Source organism: Anabaenopsis arnoldii, assembly GCF_028331025.1.
GTDB classification, from domain to species: Bacteria; Cyanobacteriota; Cyanobacteriia; order Cyanobacteriales; family Nostocaceae; genus Anabaenopsis; species Anabaenopsis arnoldii.
Genome location: NZ_JAQMUH010000090.1, coordinates 27,340 through 41,213 on the forward strand (window position 1 = coordinate 27,340; position 13,874 = coordinate 41,213).

General features: G+C 43.4%; 11 protein-coding genes. 3 read left to right on the top strand and 8 right to left on the bottom strand.

Going from position 1 to position 13,874, the window contains the following annotated elements:
* Positions 1-11: 11 nt before the first annotated feature.
* A complete protein-coding gene (locus PN457_RS07850; RefSeq protein WP_271732462.1) occupies positions 12-620 on the bottom strand; it encodes a GIY-YIG nuclease family protein in 609 nt (202 codons plus the stop codon).
* A gap of 113 nt (positions 621-733) precedes the next feature.
* On the bottom strand, positions 734-1,687 hold the full coding sequence (locus PN457_RS07855; protein ID WP_271732463.1) for an RsmB/NOP family class I SAM-dependent RNA methyltransferase: 954 nt from the start codon (positions 1,685-1,687) through the stop codon (positions 734-736).
* A gap of 165 nt (positions 1,688-1,852) precedes the next feature.
* On the opposite strand from PN457_RS07855, the gene PN457_RS07860 reads away from it, so the two are divergent.
* Positions 1,853-3,274 (top strand): DUF2157 domain-containing protein, encoded by a 1,422-nt coding sequence (locus PN457_RS07860; protein ID WP_271732464.1) that lies wholly within the window; start codon positions 1,853-1,855, stop codon positions 3,272-3,274.
* Positions 3,275-3,413: 139 nt separating this feature from the next.
* Positions 3,414-4,175 carry a GDYXXLXY domain-containing protein gene (locus tag PN457_RS07865; protein ID WP_271732466.1) on the top strand — a complete coding sequence of 254 codons (762 nt, stop codon included), beginning with the start codon at positions 3,414-3,416 and terminating at the stop codon, positions 4,173-4,175.
* Here the strand turns inward: PN457_RS07865 and PN457_RS07870 are convergent.
* The 3 genes from PN457_RS07870 to mfd form a co-directional block, all read right to left on the bottom strand.
* Positions 4,172-4,411 carry a hypothetical protein gene (locus tag PN457_RS07870; RefSeq protein ID WP_271732467.1) on the bottom strand — a complete coding sequence of 80 codons (240 nt, stop codon included), beginning with the start codon at positions 4,409-4,411 and terminating at the stop codon, positions 4,172-4,174. The two genes, PN457_RS07865 and PN457_RS07870, sit on opposite strands and share 4 nt — an antisense overlap.
* Before the next feature lie 103 nt (positions 4,412-4,514).
* Positions 4,515-5,753 carry a glycosyltransferase family 4 protein gene (locus tag PN457_RS07875; protein ID WP_271732469.1) on the bottom strand — a complete coding sequence of 413 codons (1,239 nt, stop codon included), beginning with the start codon at positions 5,751-5,753 and terminating at the stop codon, positions 4,515-4,517.
* A 109-nt stretch (positions 5,754-5,862) separates the two neighbouring features.
* A complete protein-coding gene (gene mfd / locus PN457_RS07880; RefSeq protein ID WP_271732470.1) occupies positions 5,863-9,321 on the bottom strand; it encodes a transcription-repair coupling factor in 3,459 nt (1,152 codons plus the stop codon).
* A 289-nt stretch (positions 9,322-9,610) separates the two neighbouring features.
* On the opposite strand from mfd, the gene PN457_RS07885 reads away from it, so the two are divergent.
* Entirely contained in the window at positions 9,611-10,957 is a 1,347-nt protein-coding gene (locus PN457_RS07885; protein ID WP_271732471.1) for a hemolysin family protein, read from the top strand.
* A 3-nt stretch (positions 10,958-10,960) separates the two neighbouring features.
* Here PN457_RS07885 and PN457_RS07890 read toward each other — a convergent pair whose 3' ends face one another.
* The 3 genes from PN457_RS07890 to PN457_RS07900 form a co-directional block, all read right to left on the bottom strand.
* Positions 10,961-12,142: an aldo/keto reductase gene (locus PN457_RS07890; RefSeq protein ID WP_271732472.1), complete on the bottom strand. Its 1,182-nt coding sequence runs from the start codon at positions 12,140-12,142 to the stop codon at positions 10,961-10,963.
* A gap of 180 nt (positions 12,143-12,322) precedes the next feature.
* A complete protein-coding gene (locus tag PN457_RS07895) occupies positions 12,323-13,558 on the bottom strand; it encodes an HhoA/HhoB/HtrA family serine endopeptidase (protein WP_271732474.1) in 1,236 nt (411 codons plus the stop codon).
* A 105-nt stretch (positions 13,559-13,663) separates the two neighbouring features.
* Positions 13,664-13,874, bottom strand: a 211-nt coding sequence (locus PN457_RS07900) for a zinc ribbon domain-containing protein (protein WP_425332777.1), incomplete at its 5' end; no start/stop codon positions are given.

The following is a 13,874-nucleotide window of genomic DNA, read 5'->3' on the forward strand; positions in this document are numbered from 1 at the left end:
CACCAAAGCAACTATCGCACCACAGGATAAGTCATCACAGACTTCACCGTGGCTATACCTGTGTTTTCCTCTTCTTTCTTCTTTTCCTTCAGCTGGGAGTTGAGCGCCTCCACTTCCCGCGAATAGTCCCATGTCTTCCTTTTAACTAAATATGCATTTACATCACGAGTTTTGATTTTTCCCCCGTGCTTCTCAATCAGGGTCACCAGATTAGGCTTTAACTCCTCCAATTCCTGCTCTAGAGTCGCCTGCATCTGCTTAATTTCCCGATATCTATGAAAATACTCAGACTCATCATACCCTAAATCAACTAGGGGTAACTCAGGCTCAGTTAAGTTTTTATTTAGTGGTGGTTGGAACTTTTGAATATTCTGGTATTCCCAGTCATGCAAATCATCTACATCATCCCAATTTAAGTAACATATCCACTGACCGCCATTACTTTTAAAATCCCCAGTCCGCTCATGGTTTTGGTGTCTCTGTCTTAAGCTACTCGTAGAAATACCAACATACCAAACCCTGTAAGCATCATCACATATAAAGTAAATACCTGGTGAATCAGGTAAATTATGGTGTTCACCTAGCATCACCTTAGCTAGTTTTTTAATTATTATCTCCATCACACAACTTCATTAATTCCAGTATTTAAAAATACTAGCATCTTGAGTATAAATAAAAAAATACCTCTAAAGATAGATTTCAAATCCTCAAAAAGAGGCATTGCGCCTTGATTTTAATCCTTCCCGTTCCTCCATACTGGTAATAAAGTATCTAAATTTACTATATTTTGTTGAAATTTCTGAGTATTTTTCCATAGCACAGTAAACCCACCAGCACCCAGCCTATATTGGGGAAACAGCCGATAACAAGGAATATCAGTTAAATGAGATTGATATTCCCCTAAATAACTAACTGTAACTGGTTGAAAATCAGGGAACCGTGACATAAACCATTGACAAACCTCCTCATTTTCCTCCGGAGAGTAAGTACAGGTCATATAAGCAAGATAGCCCTGGGGTGCAACTAATTGAGCCGAATTAGCTAGAATCCTCTTTTGTCGATTAGCACTTTTATTAATCGCTGTGGGATGAAAACAGCCAGGGGCTTTTTCACCTTTAGCGACTAAAGATTGTCCAGTACAAGGCGCATCAACTATAACTAAATCACTAGATAATGGGATTTGCTCCGTAAAAATACTAGAATCTCGACTCACCACAGTACAAGGGCTAACTTGACAACGCTTTAAATTAGAAATCAGCATCCCTAAACGTTTACCAATGACCTCATTACAAATTAGTAAATTAGGTTGCAAAGCTTTCCAAGCAAAAATACTCTTACCCCCAGGGGAAGCACACATATCAAAAACCAAATTCACCGACTGGGGAATCATTAATAAAACTGTAGCCGCAAACACAGAAGAAAAATCTAAACAATAAAAATCACCTTGTTGATGCAGAGGATGTTTACCAGGCTTTTCTCCTAATGATAAACGCTGCACAAAATCTGGTTGCCAATTTATTGATGATTCTACGGTGAAAGGTGATAAATTAAGCTGATTTTTACACCAAATAATTGCTGGGTTAAAGGGTTGAGGATTCATTAATGAATCAATAAACTGTTCTTGTTTATCAGGGTTTTCAAACAACCGGCGCGAGAGTTTAAGTAATAAATTTGATGGTTTTTCCATTAGTAAAAATGTGACAGAAGAACAATGCTATAGATGGTCTTGGCTGCATACTGAAAATATCATGACCGGTTAATCCAACTGAATCAAGAATGTTTGCTCCTACTCAAGAACTGAGTCCTGGGTTGAGGGAGTCAAGTCGCCAAAATTGTTCGGAGATGATGATAAATGTTCGATAATTTCCCGGATAAATTACGCCGAGAAGCGCAATTATGGCGAGATGAAGGGCTAATTAGCGCTTCCCAGTACGAAAACTTAGCAGAACGTTATCGATTTAAGAACCTAGAAGCAGCATCACGCGATCGCTTTGTGGTCACTGTGATTGGTATAGGTAGTATCCTCTTGTGTTTAGGTATAATTACCTTCATAGCCACAAATTGGCAATCATGGTCACGAGAAGTCAAATTTATCTTGATGATCAGTTTATTTCTCTCAACTAGTATCACGGGTTTTTCTACATGGGTAGAAGCTAAATCTGGGAACAACGAAAAGAGAAAACAGCAACAAAGTAAACGTATTTTGGGAGAGGGATTACTAATTTTAAGTGCCTTCTTTTTAGGTGCAAACATATTGCTCATGGCACAGATTTTCAATATTAGCGGTTCCATGGCAGAACTGTTTTTAGCCTGGGGATTTGGCGTTCTAGTCATGGCCTACAGTTTGTGTTTAAACTCCCTGGGAATTATGGCCATTATCCTCAGCCAAATCGGTTACTGGGCGGGAAGAGAAGACTTTGGGGTTTCCACAGTTGACTGGAATTGGGTAAGTTTAGCAGTTCGACATATGCCCTTATTGTCATGGTTACTATTTGTACCCTTAGCATATTTTTGTCGCTCTCGCTTGATTTTTGTGGTAGCAGCCTTTGTCTTTGCTGGTACTTTGCAGTTGAATCTCAATCCCCTACCACTGCTGAACCTGGACAATATAGCCCCTTGGGTGGCCTCCTTTGCCTTTGCACTGCCACCTGCATTATTCTGGAGTTATGACGATTTACTTTTCCCCACAGTCAATTACAGGTTATTTCAACCTCTGGCGCGTAACCTGGCATTGATATTTTTTGGACTAGTCTTTTATGTCTTGTCTTTCCGTTGGCAATGGGTAGCCCCAACATTGAATACCTTGATGCCAAATAGTAACAATAATCTATTCATGTCTCTGCCTGTAATCGATTTAGGGGTTCTCAGTGGTTTAGCAGTATTACAATGGTTATCAATGCTGCGTCTGCGAAATAACCCCCCCCGCAGGGAAGTGATTTTTACTCTTGCTGTTGTTACTACCTTTTTGGCTTTCATCATTATTACACCTTTCTGGCATTTAGCTATTACCCGCATTGATGAATTAGGCAGTTTCATCTTTAATGTACTTTTCGCCTTCTTAGCATTCGGGTTAATCCGAGAGGGGTTAAAGTTAAACAACAGGAGCAGATTTTGGGGAGGTATGCTATTATTAACCTTACAAATTATTAGTAGGGTTATAGAGTATAATACAGACCGACTTTTTCAGTCCCTGGTATTTGTGATCTGCGGTTGGGCATTAATTACTGCCGGACTTTGGTTTGAACGTCGCTTACCTAGTAAATCCAGTTCCTAATTAAAGTTTGGTCACAATTAGGGACATTCAAGTGGGTGGGTGGTTTACCCTTTTTAGAGAATCTCTGCGTCAGTCCTAATTCTGGTAGTTCATCCAGACGCAATTTTGACTAATAACTCTTCATCTTAGGACTAGGCTCATGAGAAATGATTCCTCTGAATCGACTGGAAAGCAATCACCTAGAACATTATCCCCTGAAGTGGAATTTTCTGAGAAGCTGAGTTTTAAAGATTACCTCACTGCTAGTGAACAAAGAGCGAACCAGCCTCTACGTTTTTGGCGGCTATTAGTTCCCCTCTTAATTCAAACGGGAATTATCCTGGCCGTTCCCACCCAAGCAATGTATACTAGCATTGCTGGTAGGGATGTAATCTTGCAAACACTGGCTCAAAACCCTAATAATGTGGTTCAAGATTTTTTTCTCACCTTGGAATACAATATATCCCGCGTGGACAATTTGAGAAGGCTTCCCGGTTGGAATGATTTATTCAGAAGCAATCAGGGGAGAAACAGACAACTTCTCCCTGGGACTAACTTATACGTGATATTGCAAGAGCAACAAATTTCCTCCGGTCGTGGTGTTCCCAGTCCTTGGCGACCAATCAGGGTGACTAGCAATTTACCCGAATCTCTTCCCAGCAATCAAGTCGCTTTAAGAGGTGTCTATCAAGATAATGCCATTATCTACGGAATAGAAACATACTACCTCCCAGAACCACAAAGGCAGCAAGTTAGTAACGATATTTTCCAAAGCGTTCGGCAAACTAGAGGAAATAGACCCCCACAAATTCGACCAATTACCGTTAGAGTCAAAGTAGACCCTCAAGGTAATTCTGTACCCGTTAGTTTGTGGGTACGCGATGCTTACGGCGATCGCAACTATCGCAATTATCGCCTTTAATCCTCATGACGTAAATTCCATGATACACCGGCCGCCGCCCCTGCGCCTGCTACCAAACCTGTAGCCATTCCTTGGATAGTTCTTTGTATGGGGTCTTGTGTGAGACAATCACTAGTCACAGTCTGAGATTGCAAGCAAGAATTACTTTCTGCCCAGCTGGATGTACCCCCTAGGATTACACCCGCGAGACTACAGGAACAAACGAGCAACAACAGGCGCTTGGTTTTTCTATCCATGGATGGATGCTTTCAAGGTGAGGATGAGATAACTAACCTCAACTAATGTACACCTGTTTCTCTAAATTGACCACTGATTCATCCGGCAAGAAAATACTTGTCCTTAGTTACGTCCTGTGCCCATGACTTTGTGAATTAAGTCCAGGTGTTGGGGTAAGCAGACTCGTCGCAAGTCGTAGCGACTGACGATTTCCTGGCGCGCATTGTCCCGTATTTGTTGCATTCTGTTGGGATGTTCCAGTACCTCACCTATGCGATCGCATATATCCCCTGGGCTAAAAAAGTCCACCAATAAACCCGTTTCCCCATCTCGAATCACTTCCTCCACAGGGGGAGTGCGGGAACCAACTACCAGACAGCCACAGCTCATGGCTTCCAGCATCGACCAGGAAAGCACAAAGGGATAGGTTAAATATATATGGACACTGGAAACTTGAAATAGTCCCAGCAGTTGGTAATAAGGCAATTGGCCAACAAAGTGAACTCGACGGGGGTCTAACTGGTCTTTCACCTCATCCAAATATATCTGCTTCCAGGTTTTACCCTTTGGGGGGGCTGAACCATAGCTGACTCCATCTCCCCCTATAATCACCACGTGAGCCTGGGGGCGTTCCCGCAAAATCCGGGGTAAAGCACGCATAAATATGTGATATCCCCGGTACGGCTCCAGATTGCGACTGATAAAGGTAATTACCTCGTCGGAGCGTTTGAGCCTCAGGGATTGCTCTTGGGGGTTGAGGGTGACGGTGACCTCAGGATTGGGACAGACCACATCTGTATCAATGCCATCATGGATTACCTCCAGTTTGTGGTGGAAAATTACCGGGTGTGAGGACTTCTGATACGCAGTGGGACAAACGCCAACATCCAGTGCTTCCAGGGAAATTAGATGATTAGCGTTCCGGGTGCGGATTTTGCATTCTAAATCTGTGCTAGAAGGAAATTCAGGATCAAAAGCAGTATCATGGCCGTGGCTCTGATAGTAAAATTCAAACAGCCCAATGGTGGGAACATTTGGGTATACATCCTTGAGATATAACCCCTCCCCCCAGCCGGGATGGACTAGAATTAAATCGGGGATAAAGCCCTTTTTCTGGAGGCTATGTAGCGATCGCAGCACCTGCTGTCCCCGTCGCACCTGTCCCTCAAATCCCTGGAGATAATGATGGGTTGTCGGACTACCTTTTTGGGGAGGTTTATAGCCAAACTGCTCCACACCCGGTAGGGGAAGGGGTTGCTTGGCTTCTCCCAAGCCCACGACTTGATGCCCATCCCGGGCTAATGCTGGGGCTAGATGCTTATACTGTCCAGGAAAGTTTTGATGGATGAATAGAACCTTCATTGCACATACAGAGCGTACTTGATAAATTTGATTGTAGCTATAAATACCCTAAATTTTGCAGGTTCATTTTAGTGATTGTGAGTTTCTAGAATTATTGTTTCCCAAGCACTCAAACCACAACCGCCTCTGCAACACCACCTTGAATTTTATGCATTGCATCCAGTAAGCTTTGCAGTTGCTGATCGGCTTTCAAGACTGCTAAACCCCTTACCGTTACCTTACCCGGAGAGTAAACAAAGCGGGTCTTGAGATGTTCTGGTAAGTTGGCTGCTAGTAAATTCCAAGCCGGTTCTTCCATGGGAGTTTCTAAAACAATGTGTTGTTTATTCTCTGGTTTAATGCGGCTAAATCCTAACTTTTTCGCTACCTGTTTGAGTTCCATTACCCGTAAAAGTTGATTAGCCGGGACTGGTATGGCACCATAGCGATCGCCCCACTCCGCCGTGATATACTTTAATTCTTGTGGAGATTTTGCCGCCGCCACTGCCCGGTAAGCACTCATCTTTTGATCCACGTCGGGAATATAATCAGATGGAATAAATGCTGTGAGGTTGAGGTCAATTTGAGTATCATCAACTTTGGGTATTTCTTGTCCGCGAATTTCTCGAATCGCCTCTTCTAACATTTCCATATACAAATCAAAGCCGATGGCTTCCATTTGACCTGATTGTTCTGCACCTAACAAGTTACCCACACCTCTGATTTCCATATCGCGCATCGCCAGTTGATACCCCGAACCAAGTTGGGTAAATTCCTGAATCGCCCGCAGTCTTTGCCGTGCTGCATCAGATAAATTTTCTTGCTTGGGATAGAATAACCAAGCATGGGCTTGTATTCCCGCCCGTCCCACACGACCACGCAGTTGGTATAATTGAGATAACCCGAAACGGTGAGCATCTTCAATTAAGATTGTGTTGACTCGGGGAATATCTAAACCAGATTCAATAATTGTTGTACAGACGAGAATATCCGCTTCACCATTACTGAAAGTCAGCATAGTTGATTCTAAATCGCTTTCATCCATTTGACCATGAGCGATCGCAAACCTCGCCCCCGGTATCATTTGCCGTAAATTAGTTGTCAGTTCTTCGATGCCTTCCACCCGTGGAACTACATAAAATATTTGCCCTCTTCTGTCTAATTCCTGACGAATTGCCGTGCGCACCATTTCCGGGTTTAATGGCGCTAGGTGGGTTTTAATAGCTCTTCTGGTAGGAGGTGGTGTGGTAATTAAACTCATTTCCCGAATCCCTGACAGAGACATATATAAGGTACGGGGAATGGGAGTAGCCGAAAGTGTGAGGACATCAACTTGAGTTTTTAAGGTTTTAATTTTTTCCTTTTGATTCACCCCAAACCGTTGCTCTTCATCCACCACCAACAGTCCTAAATCACGAAAAGTGACATTCTTACCTAAAATTTGGTGTGTACCGACAACTATATCTAATTCCCCCGTGGCTAATCGCTTTTGAATGGTGCGGCGTTCTTCAGCACTGCGAAAACGATTCAGTAAGCCAATAGTTACCGGGTAAGGAGCAAAGCGTTCTTTGAGGGTGTGGTAGTGCTGCTGAGTCAAAATTGTCGTGGGTGCAAGTAGTGCAACTTGCTTACCCGCAGTGACAGCCTTGAAAATAGCCCGAATTGCCACCTCTGTTTTACCAAAACCCACATCCCCACAAACTAAACGATCCATGGGGCGATCGCTTTCCATATCTCGTTTGACATCTTGTACAGCTTTGAGCTGATCTATAGTCGCTTGGTAGGGGAATGAGTCTTCCATTTCTTCTTGCCAAGGCATATCTTGGGGATAACTATAGCCTTGTTGTTTAGATCGAGCTGCGTACAGTTTTAGCAAATCCACCGCCAACTTTTTGATGGCCTTACGAACTCGGTTTTTAGTATTTTCCCAAGCCTTACCAGTCATTTTGTGCAGTTCTGGTGGTTTGTCCCCCGTGCGGCGAAACCGAGATAAAGCAGCGACTTGATCAGCAGCAACTCTGAGGATACCGTCAGCATACTGCACCACCAGATAATCACGGGTTTCATGATTAATAGTTAAGCTTTCCAACTTCATAAACTGACCGATTCCGTGACTTTTGTGAACTACATAATCACCTTGACGCAGCTTATTGGGGTCTACTTGCTTGGAAATGGCTTGGCGACGCTTGCGGATATATCCCGGTGTGGCCAGGGAATGCTGTCCGTAAAATTCCCGATCAGTGATGACTATCAGTCGAAATGTAGGCAGGATAAAACCTTCTAGTTCCGCTAAACCGGAATACTTTATGGCTGTAGGTATATGGTTAATTTGTAATTTATCAATTGCTTGGTAGTCCCGCGGATTGGGGACAAATTGCGCCGGACAATCGTGTTCTTGTAGTAGAGAGACAGAACGGGAAGGTTGGGCAGAAATCAGCCAAATGGAGAAATTGCGATCGCGTTCTTGTCGCAGAATGTCCGCCAGCTTGCCAAATTGGTGTGGTGTTACCGGCAATGAGCGGCTAGCAAGATTTATACCACTGTTCTCTTCGGCTAATTCAGATAAATATAAAGTTTTAAACTTAGTTACATCTATGAGGCATTCATCAAAAGACCGATGAATTTTGGGTAACTCTGAGAAAATCGGGCTAGATTCTTCCCTATGACTCATACCCCATTGTTCCTGGGCATTTTCTACCCAGCGATCGCTATGTGCACGACACTGTTCTGGTTCATCAACAGCAATCAGGGTATTTTCACTTAAATAATCTAAGAGTGATGCTGGTTTTGTGAAAGCCAACCCCAGAAAACGACGACTCCCTTCTAGAAGTTCCGAGTCTGATTTCCCCTCAACCTGATCTTGTAATGCTTCCCAGACAATAGGAGCAAAACTAGTAGGAGTCAGGGTAATTTGGTCAATTTTATCCAGGGCAGAACGTTGACTAGCAGCATCAAATTCGCGGATTTTCTCAATCTCGTCACCAAACCACTCTAATCTAACTGGCATTCCCGAAGAAACAGGAAAGACATCGACAATATCACCGCGCCGACTCCATTGACCTTCTGTTTCCACCAGTGGTACTCTTTCATACCCCAAATTGGTAATTTTTGCCCCGAAGGTATCCAGGTCAAACTCCATCCCCCGCTTCACCGTCAGACAGAAAGGTATAAAAGCTGCTGGTGGTGGTAAATGGGGTTGTAACGCCCCAGCAGTAGCGACAATTGCAAGATTGGTGTTGCTTTCCCCCTTCCCATTTACCAAATCAGCCAGAACTTGCATCTGTCCCCAAGTCATTTCCGTTTCCGGGTCAAAGGGTTCATAAGGAGACGCTTCGGAAGTGGGGTAAAAATGCACCGTCTGCCATCCCATAGCCTCCAACTGTGCATAAGCGCGTCCGCCTTCCTCCAGAGTTGGAACTACTACCAATAAATTTCTGCCAGAATTTTGGGCCAATGCTGAAGCTATTAGACCTTTGGGTAGGCGAGAAATGCCATTTAACCGCAATTCTTGTTGGCGATTTAACTGAGAAAGTAATTCAGTGTTGAGAGGCGATCGCCCCAAGGCGCGCACAATAGAAGAAAATGCCATAAGTTTTACTACAGGAGGAAGTCCTTAAAAATCACAGAAATTACAGTTAGTTTATATTCACCATTTTAAGAGTGTTCCAGCCGTTATTAACTTCACTTACAGAATTGTCCTCACTTACCTGGAGCCAGAGGGGTCATGACCAATGACATTTTTGTACATCTGTGGTTAATTTTTCTTATTAATTCTCGACAATCACCAACACAGCGGTAAAAGCCCTCCTATGATTACTAAATACTAAAAGGTGTATGAGCTTCTCACCTTCACCTAGATTCAGTGGCAATTCTCAAAAATGTCCTCCATCACGTTTGAAATGTTGGTCCTTTTGGCGCTAATTATAGCTAATGGTGTATTTTCTCTGGCGGAGATGGCAGTGGTCTCGGCAAGTAAACTTAGGTTACAGCAGCTGGCGAATCAAGGAGATGCCAAAGCCCGGGTAGCCTTAGCACTAGCTGAGTCGCCAAATGATTTTCTCTCCACCATTCAATTAGCAATTAACCTCTCAATTATCCTCACAGGGGCTTGGTTAGGAGCAATCATTACAACTAGAATCTCAGTATATATACGTTTGATTCCCTTCTTGGCATCTTATAGTCAACCCCTAGCTTTCGCGGTAGTAGTTGTCATAATTACCTATTTTTCCATGATTATTGGTGAATTATTACCAAAACGTCTGGCATTAAATAACCCAGAAGCAATTGCCAAGTTTATCGCTATTCCCATGCAACGCCTAGCCGCATTTACTTCACCATTGGTGTATTTCCTCAGTGCTTCTACTGATATAATAGTGCGAGGATTGGGGATGACGCCCCATCTGGGTCCACAGGTTACGGAGGAAGAAATTAAGATTTTAATTGAACAGGGAACGGAAGCCGGAACCTTTGAGGAGGCGGAACAAGATATGGTTGAGCGAGTTTTTCGTTTAGGCGATCGCCCTGTGAGTTCTTTTATGACACCCCGTCCTGATATTGTTTGGCTGGACTTAGAGGACTCACTGGAACAAAACCGCCAAAAGATCATTGAAAGTGCCTATTCTAGGTATCCAGTTTGTCAGGGAGGATTAGACAATGTTTTGGGGATAATTCCAGTTACCGACTTACTAGCCAGGTGTTTCCGCAGTGAACCCATGGACTTAACAGTGGGATTGCGGCCACCTGTCTATGTACCAGAAATCACACGCGGTTTAAAAGTATTGGAATTGTTTAAACAAACCATTACTTACATGGCTTTGATAGTGGATGAATATGGTGTAATTCAAGGATTAGTAACTCTTAACGACATCATGAGCGAAATCGTCGGTGATGTTCCAGAGGAACCGGGGGAGGAAGAACCCCAAGCAGTACAACGGGAGGATGGTTCCTGGCTCTTGGATGGAATGTTATATATAGATCAGTTTTATGAACTTTTTCATCTTGAAGAGTGGGAAATTGGCGAAAGAGGTAGCTATCAAACATTGGGTGGTTTTGTGATCAATCATCTGGGTCGTATTCCTGTAGTTGCAGACTATTTTGAATGGCGGGGGATGCGTATTGAAGTTATGGATATGGACAGTAACCGGGTTGATAAAGTCCTGGTCATCCCAAAGTTAGATGACGAGGTAGAGATTAGGGAGAATGATGATGAGCTTGCTAATGAGTAATTCCTAAGTTTTCGATAACCGCTTGACTTCCGCACCAGCTAACATTTCATGGGCTTGTGCTAACTTATGAGGAATTTTATCCGCGTGGGGACTATTGGCCAGAGATGGTCGTAAGTCTAGTTCCTCTAAGCGGTCTGCTTTACTACCTGGAAACCAGTGACTACCGTGACCTAAGAGATTGTAGCGCATTTTAGCATAGTCAATTAAATCGTAGGCGATCGCTAAATTTAACAACCACAAAATCACAGGAATATTCACCCGTCCTGGTGTTTCCTCAAAGGTGGGTAAGTTACTATCCCAAGTTTTTACCCAGTCTTCTCCTAAAGTAGCGATCGCTTCTTGTTCTAACTTACGCAAAATTGGCGGCAGAATTTCCTCTGCCCGGTTTAAATATTCCAAACTCTTGAGATGTTCATCAAAATCTTGGGGTCTAGCAGCACCTAAACTCAAAGTATGGACTTCTGGATGACTCAGACAAAACAAATCATTAAACACCATGGGACTTAAGGGAGCGCAAAGATTAACTAACTTTTGTGGTGGTTTATATAGCATCCCCCCTTTATCTGAGGGACTAATAATAAATACCCCCATATCGTGATGTTGAGCCGCTGTAATTGCCTCCCAATTCCATTGATTAATGTAGTACCAATGTAGATTGACATAATCAAATTTATTGGTATTAATTGCTTCTACAATCAAGTCCTTAGAACCATGGGTAGAAAAGCCGATAAATTTGACTTTTCCCTCTTTTTGTAACTGCTGCGCCACTTCTAAACAGCCACCAGGACGGATGCTATGATCCAAAGATTCCCCATGATTAATTCCATGTAATCCCAGTAAATCAACGTAATCTAACTGGAGATTTTGTAGTGATTGTTCAAAGGTTTGGCGAAATTCGTCGGCATCTGCAACCGGACAGACCTTCGTTTGTACAATTATCTCCTCCCGGGGAAACTGAGGTAATATCCTTCCCAATTGTATTTCTGATGTCCCATAACCGCGAGCCGTTTCAATGTGATTAATCCCTAGTTCCACCGCGCGGCGAATAGTTGCTTCCAGATTAGCCTGACTATCCGCAGGAATTTCCGAGTCTGGCACATCTTGCCATTTAAACTGGTATCTCATACCCCCACAAGAAAAAACAGGCATCTGTAATTCCGTGCGGCCAAACCTTCTATATAACATTAGCTAATTGTGAAATTACTACTAATTCAAATGTACAAAAATTTCCCAGATATAGCCGTTTCTACTCAGCCCAACTCAGGATTAATCTGTGTTTATCTGGGTTTATCTGTGGTCAATTAATTCCCACTCCAAGTATCCATCTTCCAGGGTAGGCATGATGCCCACCCTAGCTGACACCCACTAAGCAGCATCTTGTAACTCAGCCGTGCGGACTGAAATTACTTGTATCTGATTACCGCGTTGCACCTTGACTTGTAAGACTTGACCAAGGCGACTATTTTCTACAAGATTCTGTAAATTATCAGCACTGGTGACTGATTCCCGGTCAACTTGTACAATCACATCACCGCGTCGGATACCCGCAATTGCCGCAGGTGAATCTGGTATAACTCGCATCACCAAAACACCATTAACTTCTGGGATTTGAATAGGAGAGTTAGGGTCAAGATTATTTTGCCTTGCTAGCTGGGGGGTTAAAGTAATCATTTGTACACCCAAATAGGGGTGAATCACTTTGCCATCACGTTGCAATTTTAAAGCGATCGCCTTAGCCTTATCAATGGGAATAGCAAAACCAATACCCATAGCATCAGGACGAATAGCAGTATTAATGCCGATAACTTCCCCACGCTCATTTAATAGTGGACCCCCGGAGTTACCAGGATTAATCGCCGCATCGGTTTGAATAAAGTCTAAGCGTTTGTCAGCGATCCCAACTTGGGCGCTAGAACGTTTGAGAGTGCTGACAATTCCCAAAGTGACGGTGTTATCAAATCCTAAAGGATTACCCACTGCGATCGCCCAGTCTCCCACTTGTACTGTATCCGAAGAACCCAAAGCCGCCACCGGTAAATCCTGGTCAGGGTTAATCTTCACCACTGCTAAGTCTGTAACTTCATCAATCCCTTTAACTTTGCCTTCATAAGTGCGACCATCCTTGAGGCGGACTGTGACTTTATCAGCTTGGTCTACTACATGGGCATTGGTTAAAATCAGACCACGTTTATCAATAATGAACCCAGAACCTAAACCGCGCAACTGTTCAGTGGGTAACTGTTGGGGGATATCACCAAAAAATCGCCGGAAGAATGGGTCTTCCAGAAATGGGTCGATGCGACGAGTAATGGTGCGTTCTGTGTCAATACGTACCACTGCATTTCCCACACGATTTACAGCTGCGGTAACAAAGCTAGTGCTACCTATAGCCGCTTTTGCTGGGGATTCCTGTTGAGGGATGATATCTGATATTGGGGTTGGTATAGTCATATCATCCTCACCCCTGACCACAGTCGGCGCTGGGTCTGCTTGGGACGGTAACACATGAAAAGTACCCAACGTTAGCCCCACGCCTACAATTATGGCTAACAGATAAGAACTGAATTGACGTAGAAAACCGCCTACTTGAGAAAATCGCATAATCACAACCTAATCTAGAAGGTTAATTGTGAGACGTTTTGAAACATCTATTTACATTTATTTTGACAAAATCGATGATAACCGATACTTTTTTGCTAACATTCATTAACAAATACACTCTTGAAGAGAGGGCGTATCAACCAATGCACGAAGGAAAATCCCTCGCGCACCATTCATGTCCCGGCTCATTACCCGCCCATCAGATGGAGACTTAACGAACTTAGCACCACCAAGGTTGGGGATGATTTCACCAGTCCAACTGACTGTTTTTGATGTGTACGCTTCGTTCACATCCATCACTACTTTATTAGTCTCA